The organism is Devosia sp. XGJD_8, from assembly GCF_046614475.1.
Taxonomy (GTDB): Bacteria; Pseudomonadota; Alphaproteobacteria; order Rhizobiales; family Devosiaceae; genus Devosia.
In genome coordinates this window covers 952,945-978,059 of the sequence record NZ_JBKJHF010000001.1, presented here as the reverse complement: position 1 = coordinate 978,059, position 25,115 = coordinate 952,945, and the positions used below count along the sequence as shown (strand labels likewise).

General features: G+C 65.1%; 22 protein-coding genes and 1 riboswitch. Of the genes, 6 read left to right on the top strand and 16 right to left on the bottom strand.

Annotated elements, in window-relative coordinates; genetic code table 11:
- Window positions 1–124 precede the first annotated feature (124 nt).
- The gene (locus ACLI1C_RS04495) at window positions 125–3,649 is read right to left on the bottom strand and encodes a peptidoglycan-binding protein (protein WP_411395655.1); all 3,525 of its coding nucleotides are present in this window, start codon (window positions 3,647–3,649) and stop codon (window positions 125–127) included.
- A 206-nt stretch (window positions 3,650–3,855) separates the two neighbouring features.
- Here ACLI1C_RS04495 and ACLI1C_RS04490 point away from each other — a divergent pair, with 206 nt between their 5' ends.
- On the top strand, window positions 3,856–4,527 hold the full coding sequence (locus tag ACLI1C_RS04490; RefSeq protein WP_411395653.1) for a response regulator: 672 nt from the start codon (window positions 3,856–3,858) through the stop codon (window positions 4,525–4,527).
- On the opposite strand, the gene ACLI1C_RS04485 is transcribed toward ACLI1C_RS04490, so the two are convergent.
- The 5 genes from ACLI1C_RS04485 to coxB form a co-directional block, all read right to left on the bottom strand.
- Entirely contained in the window at window positions 4,524–5,636 is a 1,113-nt protein-coding gene (locus ACLI1C_RS04485; protein WP_411395652.1) for a quinone-dependent dihydroorotate dehydrogenase, read from the bottom strand. The two genes, ACLI1C_RS04490 and ACLI1C_RS04485, sit on opposite strands and share 4 nt — an antisense overlap.
- Window positions 5,633–5,989 (bottom strand): DUF952 domain-containing protein, encoded by a 357-nt coding sequence (locus ACLI1C_RS04480; RefSeq protein WP_411395651.1) that lies wholly within the window; start codon window positions 5,987–5,989, stop codon window positions 5,633–5,635. The genes ACLI1C_RS04485 and ACLI1C_RS04480 overlap by 4 nt, the downstream gene beginning before the upstream one ends.
- Window positions 5,990–6,070: 81 nt before the next feature.
- A complete protein-coding gene (locus ACLI1C_RS04475) occupies window positions 6,071–6,385 on the bottom strand; it encodes a hypothetical protein (RefSeq protein WP_411395650.1) in 315 nt (104 codons plus the stop codon).
- A complete protein-coding gene (ctaD, locus tag ACLI1C_RS04470) occupies window positions 6,382–8,880 on the bottom strand; it encodes a cytochrome c oxidase subunit I (protein WP_411395649.1) in 2,499 nt (832 codons plus the stop codon). The genes ACLI1C_RS04475 and ctaD overlap by 4 nt, the downstream gene beginning before the upstream one ends.
- Entirely contained in the window at window positions 8,877–9,488 is a 612-nt protein-coding gene (gene coxB, locus ACLI1C_RS04465; RefSeq protein WP_411395648.1) for a cytochrome c oxidase subunit II, read from the bottom strand. Before coxB ends, ctaD begins: the two co-directional genes overlap by 4 nt.
- An 81-nt stretch (window positions 9,489–9,569) precedes the next feature.
- On the opposite strand from coxB, the gene ACLI1C_RS04460 reads away from it, so the two are divergent.
- Window positions 9,570–10,112 carry a DUF2231 domain-containing protein gene (locus ACLI1C_RS04460; RefSeq protein ID WP_411398219.1) on the top strand — a complete coding sequence of 181 codons (543 nt, stop codon included), beginning with the start codon at window positions 9,570–9,572 and terminating at the stop codon, window positions 10,110–10,112.
- On the opposite strand, the gene ACLI1C_RS04455 is transcribed toward ACLI1C_RS04460, so the two are convergent.
- From ACLI1C_RS04455 to ACLI1C_RS04445, 3 genes are read right to left on the bottom strand one after another with little or no spacing between them, the layout of a single operon-like run.
- Window positions 10,093–10,590, bottom strand: a complete 498-nt coding sequence (locus ACLI1C_RS04455; RefSeq protein WP_411395647.1) for a CopD family protein — start codon at window positions 10,588–10,590, stop codon at window positions 10,093–10,095. The two genes, ACLI1C_RS04460 and ACLI1C_RS04455, sit on opposite strands and share 20 nt — an antisense overlap.
- A complete protein-coding gene (locus ACLI1C_RS04450; RefSeq protein ID WP_411395646.1) occupies window positions 10,587–11,342 on the bottom strand; it encodes a cytochrome c oxidase assembly protein in 756 nt (251 codons plus the stop codon). Before ACLI1C_RS04450 ends, ACLI1C_RS04455 begins: the two co-directional genes overlap by 4 nt.
- Before the next feature lie 24 nt (window positions 11,343–11,366).
- On the bottom strand, window positions 11,367–13,868 hold the full coding sequence (locus ACLI1C_RS04445) for a membrane-bound PQQ-dependent dehydrogenase, glucose/quinate/shikimate family (protein WP_411395645.1): 2,502 nt from the start codon (window positions 13,866–13,868) through the stop codon (window positions 11,367–11,369).
- Window positions 13,869–14,051: 183 nt separating this feature from the next.
- On the opposite strand from ACLI1C_RS04445, the gene ACLI1C_RS04440 reads away from it, so the two are divergent.
- Together ACLI1C_RS04440 and aac(6') are read left to right on the top strand one after the other, a co-directional pair.
- Complete coding sequence (locus ACLI1C_RS04440) at window positions 14,052–14,693, top strand: helix-turn-helix transcriptional regulator (RefSeq protein ID WP_411395644.1); 642 nt, start codon at window positions 14,052–14,054, stop codon at window positions 14,691–14,693.
- Window positions 14,694–14,698: 5 nt separating this feature from the next.
- The gene (aac(6'), locus tag ACLI1C_RS04435; protein ID WP_411398218.1) at window positions 14,699–15,145 is read left to right on the top strand and encodes an aminoglycoside 6'-N-acetyltransferase; all 447 of its coding nucleotides are present in this window, start codon (window positions 14,699–14,701) and stop codon (window positions 15,143–15,145) included.
- Here aac(6') and ACLI1C_RS04430 read toward each other — a convergent pair.
- Entirely contained in the window at window positions 15,142–16,791 is a 1,650-nt protein-coding gene (locus tag ACLI1C_RS04430; RefSeq protein WP_411395643.1) for a lysine--tRNA ligase, read from the bottom strand. The two genes, aac(6') and ACLI1C_RS04430, sit on opposite strands and share 4 nt — an antisense overlap.
- A gap of 155 nt (window positions 16,792–16,946) precedes the next feature.
- Here ACLI1C_RS04430 and ACLI1C_RS04425 point away from each other — a divergent pair, with 155 nt between their 5' ends.
- Window positions 16,947–17,360, top strand: coding sequence for a tellurite resistance TerB family protein (locus ACLI1C_RS04425; RefSeq protein WP_411395642.1), 414 nt, complete (start codon window positions 16,947–16,949; stop codon window positions 17,358–17,360).
- Here ACLI1C_RS04425 and ACLI1C_RS04420 read toward each other — a convergent pair.
- Complete coding sequence (locus tag ACLI1C_RS04420; protein ID WP_411395641.1) at window positions 17,357–18,211, bottom strand: transporter substrate-binding domain-containing protein; 855 nt, start codon at window positions 18,209–18,211, stop codon at window positions 17,357–17,359. The genes ACLI1C_RS04425 and ACLI1C_RS04420 overlap by 4 nt on opposite strands.
- A 97-nt stretch (window positions 18,212–18,308) precedes the next feature.
- A complete protein-coding gene (gene metZ, locus ACLI1C_RS04415; RefSeq protein WP_411395640.1) occupies window positions 18,309–19,517 on the bottom strand; it encodes an O-succinylhomoserine sulfhydrylase in 1,209 nt (402 codons plus the stop codon).
- A 40-nt stretch (window positions 19,518–19,557) separates the two neighbouring features.
- Window positions 19,558–19,633: riboswitch (SAM riboswitch) on the bottom strand.
- 72 nt (window positions 19,634–19,705) lie between these two features.
- Here metZ and ACLI1C_RS04410 point away from each other — a divergent pair.
- Complete coding sequence (locus ACLI1C_RS04410) at window positions 19,706–20,818, top strand: 2'-deoxycytidine 5'-triphosphate deaminase (protein ID WP_411395639.1); 1,113 nt, start codon at window positions 19,706–19,708, stop codon at window positions 20,816–20,818.
- A gap of 5 nt (window positions 20,819–20,823) precedes the next feature.
- Here the strand turns inward: ACLI1C_RS04410 and ACLI1C_RS04405 are convergent, their stop codons facing one another.
- Genes ACLI1C_RS04405 through ACLI1C_RS04390 form a run of 4 tightly spaced genes read right to left on the bottom strand, consistent with a single transcriptional unit; the run spans window position 20,824 to window position 25,112 of the window.
- Entirely contained in the window at window positions 20,824–22,569 is a 1,746-nt protein-coding gene (locus tag ACLI1C_RS04405) for a hypothetical protein (protein WP_411395638.1), read from the bottom strand.
- Window positions 22,566–23,696, bottom strand: a complete 1,131-nt coding sequence (locus tag ACLI1C_RS04400) for a protein-glutamate methylesterase/protein-glutamine glutaminase (RefSeq protein WP_411395637.1) — start codon at window positions 23,694–23,696, stop codon at window positions 22,566–22,568. Before ACLI1C_RS04400 ends, ACLI1C_RS04405 begins: the two co-directional genes overlap by 4 nt.
- A 10-nt stretch (window positions 23,697–23,706) precedes the next feature.
- Complete coding sequence (locus ACLI1C_RS04395) at window positions 23,707–24,591, bottom strand: CheR family methyltransferase (protein ID WP_411395636.1); 885 nt, start codon at window positions 24,589–24,591, stop codon at window positions 23,707–23,709.
- A gap of 59 nt (window positions 24,592–24,650) precedes the next feature.
- Entirely contained in the window at window positions 24,651–25,112 is a 462-nt protein-coding gene (locus ACLI1C_RS04390; protein ID WP_411395635.1) for a chemotaxis protein CheW, read from the bottom strand.
- Between the last annotated feature and the right edge of the window lie 3 nt (window positions 25,113–25,115).

Below are 25,115 nucleotides of genomic sequence, written 5' to 3'. Positions count from 1 at the left end.
TTAGACCGCACGAGCTTACAGGATCGTACGTCAACAATAGGTCAAAGGCTCCCGCCCGAAGGCGGGAACCTTGATAATTGGGCTTTAGGACCGCGCCCCAGCGGTGTCAAACGACAGTTTGGTGTCAGACCGGCTGGCTGCCGAGGACAGCCAGGAGGCGTGGATTGATGGCGCCGCTCTCGGTCATGCCGGTGCTGCGCTCGAAGGCCTTGATGGCTTCGGCCGTCTTGGGACCGGCCAGGCCGTCGGGCACGCCCACATCGAAACCGAGCTTGGTGAGGGCCATCTGCACCTTGGCCACGACATCCTTGGTGGTGATGACCTCACCCGGGTCGAAAGTGGTGGACCATGTGCCCAGCGGGGCGAAATTGGCGGCCAGGTCGAGCGGTTCGGCTTTCCACGCCGCGATTTCATCGGCAATGCGTCCGACGGCCTCGGCGCTCAGCGACTTGGCAATGTCGTCGCGGGCTTCGCTGGCATCGGCATCGCCATTGCGGGCAGCGAGGGAGAACCACTTGTAGGACTGCTCGAAATCCTGCTGCACGCCCAGGCCGCGGGCATAGAGCATGCCGAGGTTGAACTGGCTGTCGGTCATGCCGCGCGCGGCAGCCTGTGCGAACCACTCGGCCGCCGTCTCGAACTCCTGCTCGCCGAGCAGGCCACCGGCATAGAGCGCTGCCAGGTTATGCATGGCCATGCGGTTGCCGGCCTCGGCGCCGCGCTGGTACCAGAGCTTGGCGATCTCGATGTCCTTGTCGACGCCCTGTCCGGCTTCATAGAGATTGCCCAGGCGATACTGGGCCGGCACGAAGCCCTGGGCGGCCGAGCGTTCATACCACTTTGCAGCTTCGACATAGTCCTGGGGGACAGCGCGCCCCTCGGTGAAGATAGCGCCGATTTCGAACTGGGCGCGCGGGTCACCATTGGCGGCTGCCTGGCGCAGCTCCAGCGGGCCGATGGTTTCGGCCGGCATTTCAAAGGTTTCGGCACTGCCCGCCTCGGCGACGGGAATGCTGCCGGTGGTTTCCGGCGCCGTCTCGGTGGGGAGATCGAGCGGCACGGCTTCTGTCGGGGTCGCCGATGTTGCCAGGAGGGTCCGGGGCATTGGCGTCGTGGCGACCGGCTTGGTGAAGCTCATGGCCTCGCCCGGATTGATCGAGCCGGTGGCAGTGCTGTCGATCATGTCGATGACGCGCGGCTCGGGCCGCACGAAGGACACATCGTCGGACGTGGCATCCATGACGGGCTCGACCGGCGCCGGCTGCGGGGCGTCGGTTTCCATGCGCTGGATAACCAGGTTGAGCGCCAGCATGGAGACAGCCACAAGCGTCGCCGCCAGCAGGAGCGGACGGCGATGGCGGGTCAGAAAGCTCTGCTGCGGGGCGGCGGCTTCCTCATTCTCCGGTCCGAAAACCGGCGCCACGGCGGGCGCTTCGGACTTGGCGGGCTTCTTTTCCTTGACCGGCTTGGCCGGTTTTTCCGGCTTGCCCTTGGCGACCGGTGCCGCTGCCGTCTCGTCGGCAGGCGCCACGGCGGGCTGGCTGGGCATGACGCGGGCAAGAGCCCGGCCGATCAGCGAGTTGCTGCCGGCGGCAGCAGGTGCCGAAGCATCCTGGCGCGCGCGCTGGGCCCGGCGTGCGGCAGCAACGAATGTGCTGGTGCCGTTCTGGCTGGGAGGCGCCTCGGGCACTGGCGGCGCGACAGGTGCCGTTGGCACGAAGGGATCAGGCCCGGTCTTGGCAAAGCTCGACTGTGGCGGGGGCGGACGCTCGGCGGTACCCGGATCAAAGACCGGACGCGAGGGCGCCCTGGATTCGACAGCGGCCGGCGTGGCCTGAATACTGGCCTTGGCGTCGAGCGCAGCCCGAACCGGGCCACTGTCCTTGAAGCCGGGATCAATCAGCGGCGCATCATCCACCGGATTGACCGGCATGCGATCGCTCTTGGCCGGGGAGCGTGGTCCGGAGAGAGCCGTCAGCATGGCATCAAACCGGCTGCGCTCTTCGTCGGAGGTTTCTTCGGCTGGTGCCGATGCAGCAATGGCGGCGGTGGAGCGGGCCGGGGCTACCGGGTCGGCAGCGCTATTGCGACCCGCCAAGGCGGCTTCGAGCCGTGTCAGGCGTTCGGCGGTGTCCTTGCCGGCGGTGTTGAACAGGGCGGCCATGCGCTTTTCGAGTGCGCCGAGGCTTTCGTCGCTGATGTCGCCACCGGCCCGCGCTGGCGGGGTCGACTTGGCGACGGCTTTCGACGTCCGCTCGGCCACCATGGCGGCAAGCGCCTCGTAATCCGGTGTCTTGCCGGCCGACTTGATCAGGCCGGTCAGCCGGTCTTCGATGCTCTTGAGGCTATCGGGACCGAACATGGCTACCGGCGCCGGCGCCTTGCGGGTCACCGCATCGCTGGTGCGCTCGGCAACCAGGGTCGCCATGGCTTCCAGATCAGCGGGGTCCGACTGGGTGGAATAGAGCTTGGCCAGGCCGTTGAGCTGGGCGCCGGCCTCATCCATGCGCTGCATGAGCTGCTTGAGCTGGTTCTCGACCTGGACGGTGTCGCCCGGCGCCATGCGGTCGGACAGCGCCTCGATCTGGCTCTCGATGCGCAGGAAGCGCGGCTCCATGCCGGCCATGACCGCATCGCGCAGTGCTGCAATATCCTGCTTGAGGCCGGCCACATCGCCATTGGATGCGTCGAGGCTGCCAATGCGCGACGACAAGGCGTCGACCTTGGCCACCAGCGTATCGGGCGCCGCCTCGCGGTCGCGCATCATCCGGGTAAAGGCCGCCATTTCCGAGGTCAGGCGCTCGAACTCACCCGACGACAGGGTGACGTTCTTTTCGATGGAGTCGATGCGGTCATAGACGTTGCGAACGCTCTTTTCGATGGCGTGCATGGCCGGAGCCAGCCCGTCGCCCTTCCGGGCGTCACGCGAAATCTCGCGCTCCATCTGCTCGGCCTGCAGTTCGGCCAGCTTGCCGACAGTGGTCGACACATCGTCAAGACGCTGGTTGATCGCAGAAAGGTCCACCCTGGAGCCCTCCTCGATCAGGACGGCAAGCGCGCCGATCTGGGACTCCAGCCGCTTGACCTGCCCGGTTTCGCCCACGGCGCCGGCCAGCAGTTCAACCACATGGGTCAGCTGCTCGACCTGGCTGGCAACCTCGTTGACGCTGCCATTGCTGGCGCGCTGGGAGCGCAGTTCTTCTTCGAGATGCCCCAGCCGGCCCGACAGGCCGCTGACCAGGGAGCTCAGCTGGCGGAATTCGGGCATGTCACGCGGGCGGCGGCCGAGCGCGGCGGCCGGCGCCGAGACTTGGCGGGCGCGGATTTCGGCGATGGCGCTGCTCAGCGGGTCCTGTTCATCGTCCAGCGCAGCTTCGTCGCGCTCGCTGAAGCGGTCCACCGCCCGCTTGACGGTGCGCAGCGCCTCGCGGCGACGCACGGCGGGCTCGGGGCCCACGACCTGGTCGCGCAGGTTGCGAACGCGGCGGGTAATGCCGGTCAGTTCCGGTTCGGATTGCTCGACGCGGGAATAGCGCCCCTCGACCTGATCGAGCAGGGCGACGAGTTCACCCCGCAGGGCCTGCCACTCACCCGGCTGCGGCTCGTCGGCCGGGTCGGACATATCCGGGTTTGCGTAGGCGCGGGCCATTGTCAGTCCCTGTCATAAAAGGCGGACCCCTCGCGATTCAACACGAAGGTATGACGGTTACTCTTGGGAAAACATGGTAAAGAACCCGTTAAGTATTGCCGCAATATGCAAGAGCAAAGGGCCCGCTGACCTGATTGTGTGGGCATGAGGCGGTCGAATCGGGGGCTCACGTTCCCGGGACCGCGCCACGAGGAGCCGCACGTCACATGACCCGCCGCCGCATCATCATCGTCGACGATCATCCGCTGTTCCGCGCGGCCCTGCGACAGACACTGGCGGGCGGAGACGCCACGGTGAGCGTCGAGGAAGCAGGCGATCTCGCCAGCCTCAGCGCGGCTCTCGACGCGGACCGGGACTGTGACCTGGTCCTGCTCGATCTCAACATGCCCGGCGTCAGGGGCTTTTCGGGGCTGCTGCTGCTGCGCGCGCAATATCCCGATATCCCGGTGATGATCATCTCGGCCGTCGAGGACAGTACCGTGGTGCGCCGGGCGTTCGAGCTGGGCGCGGCCGGCTACCTTCACAAATCGGTGGGCCCGACGGAAATCCGCCGCGCCATCGAGATGGTGCTTTCCGGAGAGGTCTTCGTGCCCGAGGGCACGACGCTGGGCGGCGACGATGACCATACCGCGCTGATGCGGCGCCTGTCGACGCTGACGCCACAGCAGGTCCGCGTGCTGATGATGCTCAGCGACGGGCTGATGAACAAGCAGATCGCCTATGAGCTCTCGATTTCCGAGGCGACAGTGAAGGCCCATGTCTCGGCCATCCTGCAGAAGCTCGATGTCGACAGCCGCACCCAGGCGGTTATCGCGGCGGCGCGCATCGAGGATGGCCAGTTCGAGGCGCTGTTCTCGACCGGCGCGGAAAAGTCCTAGCCGATCTTGCCGTGTCCCGCGGCCCAGTCGTCGGTGTCCTGGCCCACCAGTTGCGCGATATTGGTCTTGCCCTGGGCGCGTACGGCGGCGACCAGCCCCCGCTTGAGGCGATCGAGCAGGTCGAGCCCGCCGAACACCATGGCCGAATAGAGCTGGATGGCGTTGGCGCCCGCCTGGATCTTGGCCAGCGCCGTTTGCGGTGAGTGGATGCCGCCGACGCCGATGATGGGCAGGGCCCCGACGCGCTGGCGCATCTGCGCTAAGCGCTGCGTTGAAAGGTCGAACAGCGGCTTGCCCGACAGGCCGCCGGTTTCGTCTGCGTTTTCGAGGCCGGCGACCGCATCGCGGGTGATCGTCGTGTTGGAGATGATCAGGCCATCGAGATCGGTGGACAGCACGACAGCGGCAATGGTGTCGAGCGCGGCCTCATCGAGATCGGGCGCGATCTTGAGGAAGACGGGCACCCGCGTCTTGGCCTTGGCGCGGCCGGCCAGGACCTCGCCCAGCAGGCGGCGCAGGGCCTCGTCGGCCTGAAGATTGCGCAGGCCCGGCGTATTGGGCGAGGAGACATTGACCGTCAGATAATCGGCCAGGTCGGCAAAGCGGTTGACCCCCAGCACGTAGTCGGCGACGAAGTCCGAACTGTCCTTGTTGGCACCGATATTGACCCCGAGGGCCGCCGGCACGCGTTGCCCCTTCAGCCGGTCAAAGACGGCGTCATGCCCCTCATTGTTGAAACCCATGCGGTTGATGACGCCCTCTGCCGCAGCGATGCGGAACAGGCGGGGCTTTGGATTGCCGACCTGCGGACGCGGGGTCACGGTGCCGATCTCGACCATGCCGAAGCCCATGAGCGCCAGTGGCCGCGCCACTTCGGCATTCTTGTCAAAGCCGGCAGCCATGCCGATCGGATTGGCAAGCTCCAGGCCGCAGAGCGTGGTCCGCAATTCTGCCCCGTCGGCGTGGGACTGCTCGGGGGCCAGGCCCAGGCGAAGGGCAGCGATGGTCGCGCCATGGGCGGTTTCGGGGTCCATCTTGAGCAGGGCTTCGCGCGTGAGGCCCGACAGCGCCGGGATACGCAGCAGCGGAGAGAGCGCGGAGAAGATCATCGGACGGCCTCGGGCAGGGTACAGGCGCCATCGGCGGCAACGCTGAGCGGCGCCTCCCAGGCGATGGCGGCGATCGGGAGCGGCCCGCCATAGAGGTGGGGAAAGAGCGCACCACCGCGAGACGGCTCCCACACCAGCCGTTCGCCCAGATCGGCACAGCGCACGGCAAGCAGCACCAGTCCATCCTGGCCGGCGAAATGCAGCCGGAGCGTCTCGCGCAGCTGTTCGGCGGTGGAGAAATGCATATAGCCATCGAGTGCGTCGATCGGCATGCCGGCAAACTGCCCGACGCCGCGGGCGGGACCGAAGGCGGCTTCGGTGGCGATCTTGTAGACAAATTGCGGGTTGCTCATGCGCGCGAACCTAATGGCGCCGCGACGGCGCTGCAACAGGCCTTGCGGCAGATATGCACGCAGCAGAAGGCCGGCATTTGCCTAGATGCAGGCGGATGCCAGGAGGGTCGGGCCGAAGGTAACGGCGGTGGCGGCCAGGGCCGCGATGGTGGCCCCGATGCCGATGCGGTCAAACGACGTCGCAGCAGCGCCGCGCCGGCGCAGCAAAGCTAGCTGAACCAGCAGTGCGCCAGCCAGGGCAGCAAGAGACATAACGTAGCCGACCACGAGCGCGGTCCGGTGTGCAGCGGGCGCCCAGCCGAAGTAGCAGCCCAGATACTGCATGGCATAGAGCAGGATGAAGGCCAGCGCCCACAGCGTGAAGCCGGCCAGCAATGGCCACAGGTGGCGGATCATGCGGCGCCGCCCGATCTGGCGAGGAGCACCATCAGGGCCCAGGCCGGCAGCAGTGCCAGCGCGGCATAGTCGGTCCATAGCACCGAGAGGCGCAGGTCCGTCGCCCGGACCGCCGATACAAAGCCCTCGCGCCAGCGCCATGCGGCATGCGCCATGATCAGCATGGCGATGCCGGCGTGGATGGCACAGTAGGCGTAGAGCGCAAAGCGCAAGGCCAGGTTGGCATGCGTGGTGGCATCGCCCAGCAGGACCATGCCGGTCACGCAGGCCAGCGCGGTAAGGCCAGCCAGCGCCGCGCCGCCAAGCAGCCATCGATAGGGAGAGTCGCCCGCCTGATTGAGCCGGCGCGCCCGGCGCGCCAGAACGCTGGCGCCGAAGGCCGTGGCGAGGCCGATGGCCGGGAGCCAGTTGGTCGCCGGTGCCGGGCCGTCCCAGCCTGGGGCGACGACGGCCAGGTAGAGCGCGCCGAACAGGAGCGACGCATAAAGGGTCGCGTCGGCCGCGACGGCGGCCCGCGATGCCCACCAGGTGACATTGTCCTCCACCTCGCCATCGGCGGGCACGGCTTCACCCTGCCCGATGTCGATCGGTCCCATATTGCGCCTTGCGCCGAGCGCGCGCGGCCAGAGCAGGAACAGGGCGATGACCCCGACGGCCGCGGGGGGCACGATCCAATAGATCTTGAACAGCAGGCCGAGAAAGAACACACCCGTGGCCAGCGCGGTCCAGAGCGGCAGGAAGGATCGCTGCGGCAGGATGATGACCTGGTCGGGCATTCCGGTCATCATGTCGACGCCCAGCGTTTCCTGGCGGTCGGCGCGGGCAAAGCCGAGATAACCCTCGCCCGCCGCTAGGGACCGCGCCAGGACATCGGGATCGAGCTGGTCGGCACGCTGGGTGACGGCGGGAAGCGCCGCGAAATTATAATCGGGCGGCGGGGTAGGCATGGCCCATTCCAGGGTGCTGGCGCGCCATGGATTTTGGGCGCCACGGCGGCCAAAGCGGAACTGCATGATGATGTCGACCAGGACCAGGGCAAAGCCCATGGTCATCAGGAAGCCGCCGACCGAGGACAGGAGATTGAGCCAGTCCCAGCCCCAGTTGGAGGGATAGGTGGAAATGCGGCGCGGCATGCCCATCAGCCCCGTCAGGTGCATCAGGAAGAAGGTCAGGTTGAAACCGATGAGGATCAGCCAGAAGGCGGGGATCGAGAGGCGATAGACGCTGGTTCGCCCGGTGAAATGGGGAAGCCAATAATAGAGCGCCGCCAGCATGGGAAAAACGAAGCCCCCTACCAGGACATAGTGCAGATGGGCCACCACGAAGTAGCTGTCATGCGCCTGCGTGTTGAACGGCACCATGGCCAGCATGACGCCGGTCAGCCCGCCGCAGACAAAGACGATGAAGAAGCCGATGACATAGAGCATCGGCACGTCGAACTTCGTCCGGCCGGAGGCGAGCGTGCCGATCCAGGCGAAGATCTGCACGGCAGTGGGTATGGCCACCAGCGCGCTTGCGGCGGAGAAGAAGGCCAGCGCCAGGTGGGGAATGCCCACGGTGAACATGTGATGCACCCAGAGGCCGAAGCTGAGGAAGGCCATGGCCACGATGGCGATGATGATGGCGTTGTAGGCGATCAACGGGCGCCGCGCGAATGTGGGAATGATCGTCGAGAGCACCCCGGCGGCGGGCAGGAAGATGATGTAGACCTCGGGGTGACCGAACAGCCAGAACAGGTGCTGCCAGAGCAGCGGATCGCCGCCGCGCGTCGGGTCGAAATAGGGGAGATCGAAGGCCCGCTCCATTTCGAGCAGGATCGAACCCAGGATCAAGGGCGGGAAGCCGATGAGCATCATGGTGGCGGTAACCAGCATGTACCAGCCGAAGATCGGCATGCGGGTCAGCGACATGCCGGGCGCGCGCATCTTGAGGATGGTGACGATGATCTCGACCGCCGCGGTGATGGCGGAAATCTCGACAAAGGTGATGCCGAGCAGCCAGACATCGGCATTGATGCCGGGCGTATAGGTACCCGACGAGAGGGGCGTATACATGAACCAGCCGGCATTGGGCGCATAGCCCAGCAGCATGGCCACGATCAGGATCATGCCGCCGAAGAGGTAGCACCAGAAGCCGTAGGCCGTCATGCGCGGGAAGGCCAGATCGCGCGCGCCCAGCATCTTGGGCAGCATATAGATGGCGAGGCCCTCGAACATCGGTATGGCAAAGAGGAACATCATCACCGTGCCATGCATGGTGAAGATCTGGTTGTAGAGTTCGGGCCCGATGAAGGCGCTGCCGGATGTGGCCAATTGCGCGCGGATCAGCATGGCCAGCACGCCGCCGATGGTGAAGAACACCAGAGCCAGCATCATGAAGCGCTTGCCCAGGATCGTATGGTTCACGGCGGACAGACGCCCCCAACCGGGGGGCGTTGCCCAGATCCTGGTCAGGGCCTTGTGCAGGGCGACGGGCGAAATTGGATCCTGACTCACTGTACGCCTCCGATGGCGGTGGCGTAGTCGGCGGGGCTGTGGGCCTCGACCACAAAGCCCATGGTTTCGTGCCCTTCTCCGCAATATTCGGCGCAGATGCCCCGGTAGACGCCGGGCTCATCGGCCTGCAGGCGGATGACATTGGTGTGGCCGGGAATGGCGTCGATCTTGCCGCCGAGGCGTGGCACCCAGAAGGCGTGGATGACGTCGGCGGCGGTTACGACGATGTCGACGGGCTCGCCGGCGGGGAGGTGAAGGGTTTCGGTTGTCGGGGCGCCCGGGGTTTCGGGATAGCTGAACTGCCATTGCCAGCGGCTGGCATGGGCTTCGATCCGCATGGGCTGCACGCCGCCCGGCTTGGGCAGCAATTGCTCGCCCAGCAGCAGCGCCGCGATCAGCAAGGCGATCAGGATCGGCACCGGCATGATGAGACCACCGCCGATGATCCAGTGAATCGGCTTGATCGAGGCAATCATGGCCGGGCGCAGAAAGCTCAGGGCCAACAGGGCCATGACCAGGGCGAAGAGGACCAGCGCGCCCCAGAACATCACCCACCACAGGGTGGCAATATCGGCAGCGGCGGGGCCGGCGGGATCGAGCGTCGACAAGGGACTTGCGCAACCTGCGAGCGCCAGCGGCGTTGCTGCCAAAGCAGCAAAACGCAGGATACGGGGGCAGACTTGGCCAAGATGGACACCGAAGAAACCGAAATCGCGGCGGAAGAGGCCCCGCCCGAGGCCACCAGCGACCATCCCAATCCCGGCATCCGCGCCGTTGCGGACCAGGATATCGGCTCGGCCATCGCTGTTGCGGGTCACCCCATTCACGCCATGCTGGTGCATTTCCCCATCGCGCTGGTGATCTGCACGCTGGGTATCGACGGCATATACTGGCTGACCGGCGATCCGTTCTGGTTGCGGGTCGGACTGTGGTCGACGGGCTTCGCCTTTGCCTTTGGCGTGCTCGCCTCGATAGCCGGTACCGCCGAGCTGCTCGCCGTGCCGGGCATAAGGGTGCGCGTGGCGAGCTGGAACCACGCCATCGCCGCCATGACCCTGCTGGCTGTCGCCGGCGCCAACTGGGGCCTGCGGCTCAATTATCCCGATGCCGTGCTGCCGCACGGATTGCTGCTGTCGCTGCTCGCGGCCGTGCTGACGGCGCTGGCGGGTTGGCATGGTGGCAAGCTGGTTTTCGATCACGGGGTGGGCCTCATCATCTCGACCAAGCACTGAAGCCCAGCATTTCGCCGAGGGCGCCGGGCGCAAAGAACGCCGCGATCCAGGTGGCGGCGTGCCATTCGGGCTTGCCGAGCACCATCACCAGGATGGCGGCGATGACGCCCGTGGTCAGCCCCGTCACCGCAACGAAGCGCCACCAGGGATAGGCCTGCCCCGGCTCGAACAGCCGCAGGATAACGAGGCCGCTCATGACATGGATGATGACCATGGCGGCGACCAGGGCGAGCTTGACGGAAAACCAGGGTTCGAAGGTTGCCTGCAAGAAAATCAGCAGCATGCCTGAAGCAATCGCCAGGAAAGCTGCCGGCGAAACCAGGCTGACATAGAAGAAGCGGGTGAAATTATGCAGGCGATGGAGCGCGTTGCCGCCCAGCCGGCGCCGCTGCAGATAGAGAAACGGCAGGCACAAGAGACCCCCGGACCAGGCCGCTATGGCGATAATGTGAAGGAATTTGAGGAGGATAACGCTCACGCCCGGCGCGCCTCGCTGTGCCGCAGCCAGGCCGAGAGGCGCAGGACGGCCACAAGCAGGTAGGGCAGGCTTGCCGGTACCCACATGATGAGCCCGGCCAATTGCTGATCGGTATGGGCGTCGAGGCCGAAGGGTAGTGTGGTGGTAAAATGGGGCCAGTAGAGCGGCTGACCCGAAAACACCAGCAGCGCACCGAGCAGGCCCATCTGCACCGTGACCGCGACGAGAGCCGCGATGGCACGTGCCGGAGACGCGAGCAGGACGGCACCCCAGAACAGCGTGGCGCTCAGCAGTAGGCTGGCCTGCATAACCCAATAGATTGGGGTGCTGGTCAGAGCCAGGGCGTAGGCATCCAGCGCGTGCCAGAGCCAGAAGACGACGGTATGCAACAGCAGCAAGGGCGTCAGCAGGCGGCTCAGCACTGCCGCATTGGCTGCAGTCATGCGGCCCACCAGAGCCCAGGCCAGCAAGGGCGCTGCGACCGCCACCAGCAGGACATGATGCACCACCCGGGCGGAGAACAGCGCAACTGTCAGCGCGCAGAGCGGGCTGATGAAAATGACCGCCAATACCGCCATCCCGGCAAGGAAGCTGGCGCGATCGCGCGCCGATCGTGGCTGGGCAAGGAGAAATAGGCCCATGCCGACCACCATGGCGACCATGAGCAATGGATCGAGATTCCACCGCCCCCAGAGATCATCCGGAAGCGGCGGCGGGCCGCAATAGCTCATGATAGGCAGTGACGCTGGCATATGGATCCTGACGCTGGAACCGGACTAAGGCGTGTCGCCTGCAGGCAAGGCATAGGCGATGAAGTAATCGCCGATAGGGGTCTCCATGAAGTCATGCCCACCAGCATTGATGACGACGATCTGCCGACCCTCGGCTTCATAGGTCATGGGCGTGGCCTGGCCACCGGCTGGGAGTGTCACCTGCCAGACTTCCTCGCCGGTCTCGATATCGATGGCGCGGAAGATGTCGTCGGTGGCGGCACCGATGAAGAACAGGCCCGAGGCGGTGATTACGCCACCACCATTATTGGGCGTGCCGATATCGACTGGCAGCATGGAGGGAATGCCGAAAGGTCCATTCTTGCGGGCGGACCCGAAGGGACGATCCCACAGCACTTCACGGGTGTTGAGATCGATGGCGGCAATCCCGCCATAGGGCGGCTGCTTGCAGAGCAGGCCGGTAAAGGGCACGCGCCAGCCGGCATTCACACGGATGCCATAGGGCGAGAGGGCCTGCGGGCTGATGCTGCCATGCGAGCCGCCACCGGCATCCGGATCGTAGTTCGGATCGGTGATCGGCAGGATGCCGAGTTCGTCCACTTCCTCGCGCGGCACGAGCTGGTTGTAATTGGGCATGTTGTTGTAGTTGGCGATCATGATGCCTTTTTCGGGATCGATCGCCACGCCGCCCCAATCGGTCCCGCCATTATATCCTGGGAACTGGATCCAGGGCTGGTCGACGGTGGGCGGCGTGTAGACGCCGTCATAGCTTGCCTGGCGGAACTGAATGCGGCACCACAACTGGTCGAGCGGCGTTGCGCCCCACATATCCGCCTCGGTCAGGTCGGGCTTGAGCAGGTTGGGGAAGTCGGTGACGTAAGGCTGGGTGGGCGACAGGCGCTCCGGCTCGACGCCGCCCTGGGGCGCAGGACGTTCTTCGATATTGACCAATGGCTCACCGGTCTCGCGGTTGAGGATGTAGAACTGAGCCTGCTTGGACGGCATGACAATGGCCGGCACGGGACCGTCTGCTGTTGGAAAATCCACCAGTGTCCCCTGCCCGCCCAGATCATAGTCCCAGATATCGTAGTGCACGGTCTGATAGTGCCAAGCGACCTCGCCCGTCTCGACATCAAGGGCGACGATGGCTGTGGAATAGGTATTCTCCGCCTCGGAGCGGTCGCCGCCCCAATAATCGACTGCGGAGTTGCCCATGGGCAGGTAGACCATGCCGAGTTCATCATCGCCAGAAGCAATGGTCCAGACGTTGGGCGTGCCGGGTGTGTAGATCTCGCCTTCCGGCGGCAGGCCGGTTTCACCCGGGCGGCCCATGTCCCAGGCCCATTCAAGCTCACCGGTGACGACGTTAAAGCCGCGGATGACACCCGAGGGCGCCTCGCGGGTCTGGCCGTCGCTGACCTGGCTGCCCACGACGAGCACGTCGCGCACCAGGGTAGGTGGCGATGTCGGCGCATAAAAGCCCGGGGCGGTATCGCCGATGCCCTCGAGCAGGTTGACGATGCCGGCATTGCCGAAATCGGCGCAAGGCTGACCGGTTTCGGTATCGAGCGCGATCATGCGGGCGTCGTGGGTCAGGTTGACCACCCGGCTGGCGCAAAGGTCGGTTGCCGCAGCCGTGGTGTCTTCGAAATAGACCAGGCCGCGGCAGGAGGCATTGTAGCCAATCGCATCGACGGGGGTCTGCGGATCATAGGTCCAGAATTCTGCGCCTGTCGCTGCATCAAGCGCGCTGATCTTGTTGAGCGCCGAGCACAGATACAGGCGGTCACCGACCTTGACGGGGGTGTTCTGGTTGCCGAAGGGCTCGTCGTTTTCCGGCAGGTCTCCGGTACGGAATTCCCAGATCTGCTCGAGCTGCCCGACATTCTCGGGCGTGATTTCGTTCAGCGGCGAATAGCGCGTGGCGGCATGGTCGCCACCATAGGCGGGCCAGTCAGCGCCGGTTTCGAGCGTGGCATAGTTGACCGGCGCTGGTGTGGGGATAACCGGCGTGGCCGTATCCTCCGCGGGCACGACCGGCGCAGGTGACTCGACTGCCGCAGGAGGCGCAACATCTGCTGCAGGAGGCGCAACTTCCTGCGCAAAGATTGTCTGGTCACGCACCGAGGTCAGCACCATGACCGAAGCGCCGACGGCCAGAACACCGACCGCGGCAGCCGCGAAAGCACCGCGCGAAACGCCGAAACGCCCTCGCAAAGCGGGAATTGTGGCAAGCACGAGCAACAGAATGATCGTCGGCGCGACAAGGCGCGGCACCTGTGCCCAGGCATTGAGCCCGGATTCCCACAGCGCCCATATCAGGGTGCCGATGAAAGTGGCCAGGTAGACCCACACGCCGGTAATGGAGTGGCGAAACAGGAAATAGGCCGAAACCAGGAGACCAATCCCGGCAAGGGCATAATACCAGGAGCCGCCAAGGGAAATCAGCCACAGCCCACCTCCCAGGATCGGCAGACCAAAGATTGCCATGACAATCGCCACGGCAATGGTGGCCCAATAGCCAAATCCACGGTGCGAGTTGGGCATGCGGGGGCTCCTGACGTTTCGGGGGACAATGATTCCTAACGCCAAGGTTTCGCCATGGTTCCGGCGAGCAGAAATCGGATGCCCAGGCCAGGGATGGCGGCTCTTTACAAGGCGAAAGAGCAGCGCTAGTACTAGGACTTAATTCCGGCAATAAGATATATTTCCTGCATCAGGACTGCTGCCATGCTGTCACACAGAGCCATCTGGGACGGGATCGACGCTCTCGCGCGTCGCCATGGCCACTCGGTTTCCGCACTGGCCAAGCTTGCTGGCCTCGACGCGACCGCATTCAACGTGTCCAAGCGCATCAGCAAGGATGGCCGCGAGCGCTGGCCCTCGACCGAAAGCATCTCCAAGATACTGGAGGCAACCGGGGAGAGCTTTGATTCCTTCCTCACCGGCAGCGGCGCCTTCCTGCAGGTCAATGACAACCTGCCCAACCGCACCGTGCCGCTGCTTGGCCTCGCCCAGGCGGGTACGGGTGGATTCTTCGACAGCGCGGGGTTTCCGGCGGGCCAGGGCTGGGACGAGATCGACCTGCCCTCGCCCGGCGAGGGGGGCATCTATGCCCTCGAGGTGCAGGGCGATTCTATGGAACCGCTCTATCGCGAGGGCGATCGCATCGTCGTCTCGCCCACCGAGCAGGTACGCCGCGGTGACCGCGTGGTGGTGAAGTCACGCGAGGGCGAGGTCATGGCCAAGATCCTGTTCCGCCAGACGGGCAAGCAGATCGAGCTGCATTCGCTCAACCCGGCCTATGCGCCGCGCATCTTCGATCTGGCGGATATCGAGTGGATCGCGCGGATCATCTGGGCCAGCCAGTGACCGTCATCGCCCGCGCCACTCTCGCTGACGCGGAGACCTGGGCAATGCTGCGCCAGGCACTGTGGCCCTCTGGCGGAGATACCGGCACACACGCGGACGACATTGCTCGCCTGCTGGCCGATCCCGGTGACACTGTGAACCTGATCGCCCGCGACGAGGCAGGCGATGCCGTCGGCTTTGCCGAGGCAAGCCTGCGGCACGATTATGTAAACGGCACCGAGAGCTCGCCGGTGGCATTTCTCGAAGGCATCTATGTTGAGCCGGCATTTCGCCGAACCGGCGTGGCTCGGCAACTGGTCCAAGCCGTGGAGGACTGGGCGAAACTGGCAGGCTGCAGCGAGTTGGCGTCCGACACGGACATTGCCAACGTCGCCAGCCAGCACCTGCATAACGCGCTCGGCTTCAGCGAAACCCAGCGCGTGGTCTATTTCCGCAAGCTGCTCGGCGGCTAGGCCTGAGCCAGCATCTTGCCCGCCAAGGCATCGGCGATGAGCTGGCGAGTGTTGTCGATGCCGTAGAGCGCGGCAAAGGAGCCGAAGCGAGGGCCGCGCTCCTGACCGATCAAAACCTGATAGAGCATCTGGAAGAACTCACCAGAAACACCCGGGCCACCCGTGGGGCTTTTTTTCGTGAGATCCTGGTAGCGCTCGATATTGCGTGCCACGTCGAGCGCCGCGTTCTGAATGGTTTCGTTGTCCGCGTCTGCCGGAAGCTTGGCGAAAGACGCCGACAGGGCCTCGAGTGCGGCGCGTTCGACATCGTCGGGAGCCCGATAGCTCTTCTTCACGAAATCGCGGAAGTAGCGCATGGCATAGCCGACCAGAGCGTCCAGGTGCGGATGAGTCTTGGCCGATACGCCAGGCGCATAGGCAGAGATATAGCCCCACATGACTTCGGGGGTCTCGGGATTGGATGCCGTGGCCAGATTCAGCAGCAGTGCGAATGTGACCGGCATATCGACCTTGGGCACATTGCCATAGTGGACATGGAAGGCCGGGTTTTCGAGGCGCCCGGCGACGTCCTGCCTCTCATAGGCGGCGACATGGGCGGCATATTCATCTACGGCACGTGGAATGACATCGAAGTGCAGGCGCTTGGCGACGCGCGGCTTCTGGAACATGTACAGGCCAAGGCTTTCCGTGGGCGCATAGGTCAGCCACTCATCGATGGTCAGGCCATTACCCTTGGACTTGGAGATCTTCTGGCCCTCGGAGTCGAGGAACAGCTCATAGACATAGTGCTCGGGCGCCTTGCCGCCGAGAATTTCGCAGATGCGGTCATAGATCGGCGCATTGGTCTGATGGTCCTTGCCGAACATTTCGAAATCGACGCCCAGTGCCGCCCAGCGCATGCCAAAATCTGGCTTCCACTGCATCTTCACGTGGCCACCGGTCACCGGCACGGTGGTGTCGCGACCATCCTCGTCCTCGAAGGTGACCATGCCGTTGACGGCATCGACTTCCTTCATCGGCACGTAGAGGACGCGGCCGGAAATCGGAGAGATCGGCAGGAAGGGCGAATAGGTTGCCTGACGCTCGGCGCCCAGCGTCGGCAGCATGACCTTCATGATGTCGTCATAGCGCTCGGCAGCACGGCGCAGGACGGCGTCGAACTTGCCGGAGCGATAGTATTCGGTGGCGCTGGCGAATTCGTAGTCGAAGCCGAACGTGTCGAGGAAGCGGCGCAGCATGGCGTTGTTGTGGTCGCCGAAACTGTTGAATTCATTGGTCCACGGGTCGGGCACCGAGGTCAGCGGCTTCTGCAGATGCGGCTCCATGGCCTCCTTGGAGGGCACGTTGTCGGGAATCTTGCGCATGCCGTCGAGATCGTCGGAGAAGCAGATCAGCCGGGTGGGTATCTGGTCGCGTGTCAGCAGGCGGAAGGCAGTGCGCACCATGGTGGTGCGAGCCACTTCGCCAAACGTGCCGATGTGAGGCAGGCCAGATGGGCCGTAGCCGGTCTCGAACAGGGCCTCGCCCTTGCCCGATTTCTCGATGCGCGCGACCAGTTTGCGGGCCTCCTCAAACGGCCAGGCACGGGCAGTCTGGGATGCGTCGAAAAACGCGGGGTCGAGAACGGGCAACGGGGCGGGCGACAAGGTGTGGCCTTTCAGGATGGAGGAGTGCCGGGCTGTGTTGCATCCAAAGGCGCCTGCGTCAACGTGGGCGTGCGCAGCAGCGCAATGTCGCAGGCGCTTGCCAACGCATCGCGGGGCGCCTAGCTATCGATGCAAAGCCAGACCGGGAAAGCCTGATGCCCAATACCGCTCATGACGCTCTCATCCATCTGATGATCGTTGCCGCCTCGTCCGACAGTGCCATGACGGAAAAGGAACTGGTGCGCATCCAGTCGCTGATCGGCCGGTTGCCAGTGTTCGAGGGCTTTGACAAGAACCGGCTGGCCGCTGTCGCCAATGCCTGCGCCGACAAGCTCAACGGCCCTGGCGGCCTTGACCAGGTGATGGATGATGCCATCGCCGTCTTGCCCAAGAAGCTGCAGGATACCGCCTATGCGGTCGCCGTGGAGATCGCCTCGGTCGATCTCTATCTCGAGCAGGAGGAACTGCGATTCCTCGAAATGCTGCGCGACAAGCTCGATCTCGACCGGCTGACCACGGCTGCAATCGAGGCGGCTGCGCGGGCCCGCCACCGGCGCATGCCGGCCTAGTAGAAGCCGACGGGGAACCAGCGCAGGTAGAGTTCGTCCAGCGCGCCATTGTCCTGCAGCTTGATCAGCGCCCAATCGATGGCGTGACGTACCGCGTCATTGCCGGCGGGGACGGCAACAGCCAGCCCTTCGCCGAAAAGCTGCGGACGGAAATAGGGTTCGCCGGCAAAGCCGCAGCAGTTCAGGTTCTCGTTGAGCCAGAACGAGGCGCGCATGGCGTCGCCGAAAAACACCTCGGCATTGCCCTCCCGCAGCGCCACGAGCGCGTCAATTTCGCTGTCAAAGCGCCGGATCGTCGCTTCGGGAAGATAGCGGGTGAGGAAGGTCTCGTGCGTGCTGCCGCTCCGGACGGCGACGCTTCGACCGGCCAGAGCATTGGCGTCGAAGCTGGCGATATCGGCGGCGCGGGCCACAAACCTGCCCGGCAGCGCCAGGTAGGTCGAGGAAAAATCAAACTGCGCGCCCGCTTCCTCGGACATGGCAAGGCCGGCAATCAGCGCATCGCCCTGATTGTCGGCCAAAGCGCTGGCGGCCTGTTCCCAGGGCCAGGCCTGGATAGTGCAGGCGACATTGACCTCGGCGCAGATGCGTTTGGCCAGATCGACATTGAAGCCGATCAGCTCGCCACCGGTATCCCGGAAGTTGAAGGGCGGAAAATCGGCCGTGGTGAGGAAGCGAATGGCCGGCACCGGACTTAGGCTGGGCGGGATTTCACGGGCCGTTGGGTCCGTATGGTGGGGCAGCGATTGCGCGGCGGCGGGCATGGCGAGGAGAGCAAGGGCGAGGGCGATGAGTGAGCGGCCCCACCCCCTCCCGGCCTCCCCCATCGAGGGGGAGGTGTGGTTCAGCATTCGTGGCACGATCCAGCCAAACGCACGAAGCCGCACCTCCCCCTTGATGGGGGAGGCTGGGAGGGGGTGCGTCACGGGTAGGATGTGCATCGCCGGCCTAAACCTGATCCAAGCCATACATCAGGTCGGCAATCAGATCGTCGCTGGCTTCAAGGCCAACCGACAGCCGCAGCAGGCCGGGGGTGACGCCCGTCTCCAGCCGCACATCTTCGGTCAGGCGCTGATGGGTGGTGGTGCGCGGATGGGTGATGATGGACTTGGCGTCGCCCAGATTGTTGGAGATGAGGATCACGGCCAGCGAGTCCGACAGTGTGAACGCCGCCTCCTGCCCGCCCTTGACTTCAAACGCCAGCAGGGTCGAACCGCGGACCATCTGTGCCTTGGCCAGGTCATATTGCGGGTGGCTCGGGTGATGCGGATAGATCACCTTTTCCACCTTGGGATGACCAGCCAGGGCGTCGGCCACCTTGGCGGCGCTGTCCGTCATCTGGCGTACGCGCAGCGGCAGCGTTTCGAGCCCCTTGACCAGGACCCAGGCGTTGAAGGCACTGAGCGTTGCGCCGGTCTGGCGCAGGAAGGTGTGGACGTCGCCCTCGATCAGCGTCTTGCTGCCCAGGACGATGCCGCCCAGCACCCTGCCCTGCCCGTCGATATGCTTGGTGGCCGAATAGGTGACGAGGTCGGCGCCTAGCAGCAGCGGCTTCTGCCAGAGTGCTGTCGCGAAGACGTTGTCGACGATCAGCACGGCGCCATGGGCATGGGCGATATCAGCCACGGCCTTGATATCGACCAGCTCCAAGGTTGGATTGGTCGGCGTCTCGATGAAGACAACCTTGGTATTGGGCTGCATGGCCCGGGCGAAGTTCTCCGGGTCGCGGCCATCGACAAGCGTCGAGCTGACGCCCCAGCGCGGCATGAAGTCCTCGATGACGAAGCGACAGCCGCCGAACAGTGCACGGCTGGCCACGATATGGTCGCCGGCCCGTACCTGGCTCATGACCGCATTGGTCACCGCCGCCATGCCGGAGGCAAAGCCGCGTGCGGCTTCGGCGCCTTCGAGCAGCGCCATGCGGTTCTGGAACATGTCGACGGTGGGGTTGGCAAAGCGCGAGTAGTTGTGTGCCCCGGGGATCTCCCCCTTGAACAGCCGCTCGGCATGGTCCGAGGTCGGATAGCTGTAACCGGAGGACAGGAACAGCGCCTCGCTGGTCTCATTGAACTCCGAGCGCATCGAGCCGCCATGAACCAGCTGGGTATCGGGCGACCAGGCGGTCGGGTTGCTCAGGGGGTTGTTGGCCTTTGACATCGTCACGCTTTCAAACAAAAAACCGGCACGCATACAGGCGGCCGGTTCCCAAACGGTCTTTAGCAATTTGTTTTAAGTGGCTGCAAGCGACCGGCCAAATCACCACTGGGTTGTGATCTAAGGCCAATTGCCAGTTGGCGTCAATTGCCGGGGTTGCTAGGGAACTGCAGGGATAGGAAGCGCACAGCATGGACAAGCAACAGGACTGGCCGCAGGGCGTGTTTCCGGCACGGTTGATCGAGCTGCTGCACAAGCAGGGCGCGATCGGCACGGCGCGGCCGTTCGAGGCCGACCAGGTGCAGCCGGCCAGCCTCGACCTGCGGCTGGGCGATGTCGCCTTTCGCGTGCGCTCCAGCTTCCTGCCCGGCCCCAGCCATTCGGTGGCCGAGCGCATCGAGGCGCTCAAGCTGCACGAGATCGACCTGACCAAGGGCGCCGTGCTTGAGCGCGGCTGCGTTTACCTCGTGCCGCTGCAGGAAAGTCTCGACCTGCCGGACGCGGTCAGCGCCTCTGCCAATCCAAAGAGTTCAACGGGCCGGCTGGATGTCTTTACCCGCGTCATCGGCGACCGGGCGCGTGGCTTCGACCAGATGCCGGCCGGCTACAAGGGACCGCTTTACCTCGAGGTCAGCCCCCGCACCTTCCCCGTCCTGGTACGGACCGGTTCCCGCCTGTCGCAAATGCGCTTCCGCTGCGGTGACAACCGGCTGACAGTGGCCGAGCATCAGGAGCTGCATGCCAGCGACACACTGGTCTTTGACAATGACGTACCGGTTGGTGAAGGCGTCGCCCTCTCGATCGACCTCAAGGGCGCGGGCCGGAACGGGTTGATCGGCTTCCGCTCTCGCCGCCACACGGCGGTGGTGGACGTCGACAAGAAGGCCGCCCTCGATGTGCTGGATTTCTGGGACCCGCTGGTCAATCGCGGCCGCGAGGAACTGATCCTCGACCCCGACGAATTCTACATCCTTGTCAGCGACGAGGCGGTGCATGTGCCGCCAACGCACGCCGCCGAAATGGTGCCGTTCGATCCCCTCGTGGGCGAGTTCCGCGTCCACTATGCCGGCTTCTTCGATCCAGGCTTCGGACATTCGTCAGCCGGGGGTACGGGCAGCCGCGCGGTACTCGAGGTGCGCAGCCGGGAGGTGCCGTTCCTGCTCGGCCACGGCCAGACCATCGGCCGGCTCATCTATGAGCGGCTGGCGGAAAAGCCGGACCGTCTTTATGGCTCGGCGCTGGGGTCGAACTATCAGGCGCAGACCCTCAAGCTCTCCAAGCACTTCAAGCCCTATTCGGGTTAGTCCCCCTAGAAGAAGATGTCGTCGTCATCGGCCTCGGTTGCTGGCGCTTGCTGTGCTTGTGGCGGTTCGGCGAGGTCGCGCCCGAACATCTGCTCATGAATGCGCCGTTCGGCGTCCATCGTATAACGGGCCCTGTGGGCGGAGAGGGCGTCAACAATGGCGCCGGATGGCGCTGCCGTCGCGGGAGCAGGACATGCGGCCACCAGCTGCATTTCAAGGTCGCGCATGCTCTCGGAGATGGCCGCCTGGCTGGTGAAGGTCTCGGCCGCCACGCCAAGCAGCTCGATGACATGGGGACCATCGCGATTGAGCGTGCCTAGCGCATCGGCAAGCGCCTTGTCGACCCCCTGCAGCAGGACCAGCGAGGCACTCGCCTCCTGCTCGAGCTGGCCAACGCGGCCAGCCGTGTCGCCATTGGCGGCCGCACCGAAGGACTGGGCGAGCCCTGCCGCTTCGTGCAGGCCGGCCATGGCCGCCTCGGCGGCGGCCACCGTTTCGCCGGTCAGTTCGCGCAGCTGGCGGGCGATGACATTGAGCGCCGCACCGCGCGGCCCGAGTTGGGCACACTTGACGGCGGCGTTGAGGCTAACCAGGCGCATATTGGCCTCGATCTCCTGCACGGCCTCAACATGGCTCAGCAAGACGCCCACCGTGCCCAGCACAGCCGTTGCAACCTGCTCGAGCTTGCCGCGCTCGGCCTCACAATCGCGCAGCACCCGTGCCGCATGACGAACGGCCTCGCTTAGCGTCGCCAGCGACGAATCCCCGCCGTCGCCCTTGCCGTAGGTGGCACGGCTCTGCGTCATGATCGCCCCGGCATCGGCCGCCAGGTCGCGCAGCGCGGCGCCGGCCTCGGCAACATCGCCTTCAAAGGCGTCGGCAGCAGCGGATAGCTGCTTGACCTGCAATCCGCCGAACGCGGCGAGAGCCACGTTCTCTTCATCCGTGGAAAGGGCACCGCCGTCGATAAGATCGCACAGTGCGTCCAGGCCACTCTCGACATGCTCGATGCGTTGCCTTGTGGCATCGCCCACCTGCAGGGCCATGACAGCGCCGGCAATGCGGCCGACGATCTGGCGGGTCACACGACCGGTCTCGGATGCCCCGTCGACGGAGACCGCCCGCTGGCGCGCGAGATCTGCAAGCGCGGCATCCATGCCGGCGGCGAGCTCGCTCAGGGTATCCGCATGGGCATTCTCGAACTGGCCCCGCTGGCGCGCTGCGTGACCGACCTCGTCGGTCAGGCGGCGATAGGCGGTCGTGAAGGCCTGAATGGTCGAGGTAGCGGTTTCGGAAAGCTTGGCGATATCGGTGGTGAAGACGTCGAAATCGTCACCATCGCCCACCACGCTGGCGGCGACCACGCGCGCATTGATGGCGACGATGCCCATCATCTTGACGGTGCGGCGCAGCTCGGAAATCGGATGCTCGGCTGCTGCAACCACGGTAACGAGGCGTGCAAGGTCGGCCTGCTCGGTCGCAAACATGCTCGATATGGTCTTGGCCTGGTGGCCGACCTCGGCAAGGCGGGTGGAGGCCTCCTGGAGTTCCGGGCTCTGCAGCTCGGCTGGCAGGGCCTCGAAGACCTTGGTGACGCGGTTGAGCATGGCCGCACCCTCGGCAAGGCGAGCGCCCACGGCGAGGAAGGTGGATTCGATCTGCTCGCGCGGCGCGGCAAGCGCCTGGCAAAGGCCGCGCAGGGTCGTGGCGTCCGCCGTCGCTTGAGATTGCGCAATAGCCCGTGCCGTCATGTCATGGTTCCCGTGCGAAGCGCGGTGCGCCCGTAGGTTTCGATCTCGCTGGCCACGCGCGCGAGTGGCACCACCTTGGCGGCCGCGCCGCGCTGGATGGCTTCCTTGGGCATGCCAAAGACCACGCTGCTATCTTCGTCCTGGGCCAGGGTGTAGCTGCCGGCCTGCCGCATTTCGAGCAGACCGCGTGCGCCGTCATCGCCCATGCCAGTCAGGATGATGCCCATGGCGTTGCGGCCGGCCACCTGGGAGGCCGAGCGGAACAGCACGTCCACCGATGGCCGGTGCCGCGCCACATGGGGGCCGTCGACGATATTGACGGTGTAGCGGCTGCCGGTACGGTGCAGCACCATATGCTGGTTGCCGGGCGCGATGAGAACCCGACCGGCCTGTACGACATCCCCATCGGCGGCTTCCCTCACCTCGACGGCACAGATGCCGTTGAGGCGCCGCGCAAAGGCATTGGTGAACTTCTCCGGCATGTGCTGGACGATGACGATGCCTGGACTGCTGATCGACAGCTTTTCGAGCACTTCGCGCAGTGCCTCGGTGCCGCCGGTGGACGCGCCGATGCAGATGATCGGGTCGGTGTCGGGCTGCTTGGCGCGCACCGAGGCGGCACGCGCATCCGAATGGGGCGGAATGATTGCATCGGCGGTGAGCTTGGCTTCGATATTCATCGCCGGCGGTGGCGGCTTGTGCACGCCGCGGAACTTGGCATGCGCGGCAGCCTTGGCGGCATCGCAGATGCGCATGCGCGATTCCTGCAGGAACTGCGTCGTATCGACCCGCGGCTTGGCCACCACATCGACAGCGCCGGCCTCCAGCGCCTGCATCAGTGTTTCGGAGCCGGCCTCGGCAAGGCTCGAACAGATGACCACAGGGATCGGCCGCTGGCTCATGATCTTGCCCAGGAAGGTCAGGCCATCCATGCGGGGCAATTCGATGTCGAGGAACATGACATCGGGCACTTCCTGGCGGATGCGCTCGACCGCGACATAGGGGTCGGCTGCCGTCGCCATGACCTCGAGGTCCGGATCGGCGCCGATGATTTCGCTCAGCGTCATCCGGACCGATGCGCTGTCGTCGACGATGAGCACGCGGATCTTGCGGCGGGTGTCAGTCATGGCAGCACTTTCAGGGCTTCTGGAACACTGCGGGGGCCACCTGACGCATGGTCACCGCAGTGCCGATCATGGATTCGGAATGCCCAAGAATGAGATAACCGCCGGGGCGAAGATGCTCGACCAAGCGTATGATCACCTTTTCCTGGTCGGCCTTGTCGAAATAGATCAGCACGTTGCGCAGGAAGATGACGTCCACATCCCGATCGAAGGGATAGCTGGCATCCATGAGGTTGAGGCGCGCAAACTGCACGAGACGGCGCAGCTCGGGCACGATCCTGACCTCCGGCCGGGCGCCGGGCTTGCGCGCATGCATCAGGTAGCGCTGCTGCTTGGCCGGCGGCACGGGGGCGACCAGCTCGGTGGGATAGACGGCGCGCTCGCCCTGTTCGAGCACAGAGGTCGAAATATCAGTCCCCAGGATGGCAAAGCGGAAATCGTGGCGCTGCGCCACGAGGTCGGCCAGCACCATGGCCAGGGTATAGGCCTCGGCGCCTGTGGAACTGGCCGCGCTCCAGATCTTGAGCAGGGGCTGGCGCTCGGAGCGGCGCAGCTCAAGCAAGGCCGGCACCAGGCGCTGCTCGAGCACCTCGAAATGCTCGGGTTCGCGGAAGAAATCGGTCTTGTTGGTGGTGACGGCGTTGATGAGATGGGGCCGCTCGGCGCGCAGCCCGTCACCCTGGAACAGGTAGGCGCTATAGGCTTCGAGCCCGGACAGGCCAAGGGCGCGCACGCGCTTGCGCAGGCGGCCTTCGATCATCAGGCGCTTGGCGGGCGGCAGCTTGATGCCCACTTCGCCGCCGATCAGGTCGGCAATGCGCTTGAAATCACGCAGCGAGAGATGGTCATCGTCAACGGCCTCGACGCGCGCGACGGCCTGGCGGATGGATTGAGGCAAGGTCTGGTCTCCGGCCGGAAAGGGGCACGCGATCGGGAGTGATCGCGTGCCGGAGGTTGTCAGGCGGCCTGTGTCACCGTCTCGACATCGCCGAGCAGACGCTCGAGATCGAGGACGGTCACGAAGCTGCCATTGCGGCGGCCGAGGCCGGCAATGCAGCGACCGGACCAGGTTCCCCCGACCGCCGGTGGCGGGTCGAGTTCAGCCTCGTCGAGCACGGTCACCTCGAACACCCGGTCGGCCCGCAGGCCAAGCCGGTGATCGCCCTGCGGGCCGCTCAGGGCCAGCACGATGATCCTGGTATTCTCGGTATCGGCTGCCGCTGGCAGGCCGAGCGTCAGGCGCAGGTCCACCACGGGGATGCCCTGCCCGCGCACGTCGATCATGCCGAGCAGGGTGTCAGGCGCCTGGGGCAGCCGGGCGATCGGCCGCATGTCCAGAATTTCCTGCACCTTGTCGACGGGTGCTGCGAAGAGTTCCTCCGCAACACCCAACGTCACGTATTGGGCGCGTTCCGCCATGAT

Bases quoted from the DNA above. Each gene is read 5' to 3' on its own strand.
- ACLI1C_RS04420 (WP_411395641.1), bottom strand. From the start codon at position 18,211: ATGCTGAACCACACCTCCCCCTCGATGGGGGAGGCCGGGAGGGGGTGG.
- ACLI1C_RS04425 (WP_411395642.1), top strand. From the start codon at position 16,947: ATGCCCAATACCGCTCATGACGCTCTCATCCATCTGATGATCGTTGCC.
- ACLI1C_RS04480 (WP_411395651.1), bottom strand. From the start codon at position 5,989: ATGAGCAACCCGCAATTTGTCTACAAGATCGCCACCGAAGCCGCCTTC.
- ACLI1C_RS04485 (WP_411395652.1), bottom strand. From the start codon at position 5,636: ATGATCTTCTCCGCGCTCTCTCCGCTGCTGCGTATCCCGGCGCTGTCG.
- ACLI1C_RS04400 (WP_411395637.1), bottom strand. From the start codon at position 23,696: ATGACTGACACCCGCCGCAAGATCCGCGTGCTCATCGTCGACGACAGC.
- ACLI1C_RS04445 (WP_411395645.1), bottom strand. From the start codon at position 13,868: ATGCCCAACTCGCACCGTGGATTTGGCTATTGGGCCACCATTGCCGTG.
- ACLI1C_RS04490 (WP_411395653.1), top strand. From the start codon at position 3,856: ATGACCCGCCGCCGCATCATCATCGTCGACGATCATCCGCTGTTCCGC.
- ACLI1C_RS04410 (WP_411395639.1), top strand. From the start codon at position 19,706: ATGGACAAGCAACAGGACTGGCCGCAGGGCGTGTTTCCGGCACGGTTG.
- ACLI1C_RS04390 (WP_411395635.1), bottom strand. From the start codon at position 25,112: ATGGCGGAACGCGCCCAATACGTGACGTTGGGTGTTGCGGAGGAACTC.
- ACLI1C_RS04475 (WP_411395650.1), bottom strand. From the start codon at position 6,385: ATGATCCGCCACCTGTGGCCATTGCTGGCCGGCTTCACGCTGTGGGCG.
- ACLI1C_RS04405 (WP_411395638.1), bottom strand. From the start codon at position 22,569: ATGACGGCACGGGCTATTGCGCAATCTCAAGCGACGGCGGACGCCACG.
- ACLI1C_RS04450 (WP_411395646.1), bottom strand. From the start codon at position 11,342: ATGCCAGCGTCACTGCCTATCATGAGCTATTGCGGCCCGCCGCCGCTT.
- metZ (WP_411395640.1), bottom strand. From the start codon at position 19,517: ATGTCAAAGGCCAACAACCCCCTGAGCAACCCGACCGCCTGGTCGCCC.
- ACLI1C_RS04495 (WP_411395655.1), bottom strand. From the start codon at position 3,649: ATGGCCCGCGCCTACGCAAACCCGGATATGTCCGACCCGGCCGACGAG.
- ACLI1C_RS04460 (WP_411398219.1), top strand. From the start codon at position 9,570: ATGGACACCGAAGAAACCGAAATCGCGGCGGAAGAGGCCCCGCCCGAG.
- ACLI1C_RS04440 (WP_411395644.1), top strand. From the start codon at position 14,052: ATGCTGTCACACAGAGCCATCTGGGACGGGATCGACGCTCTCGCGCGT.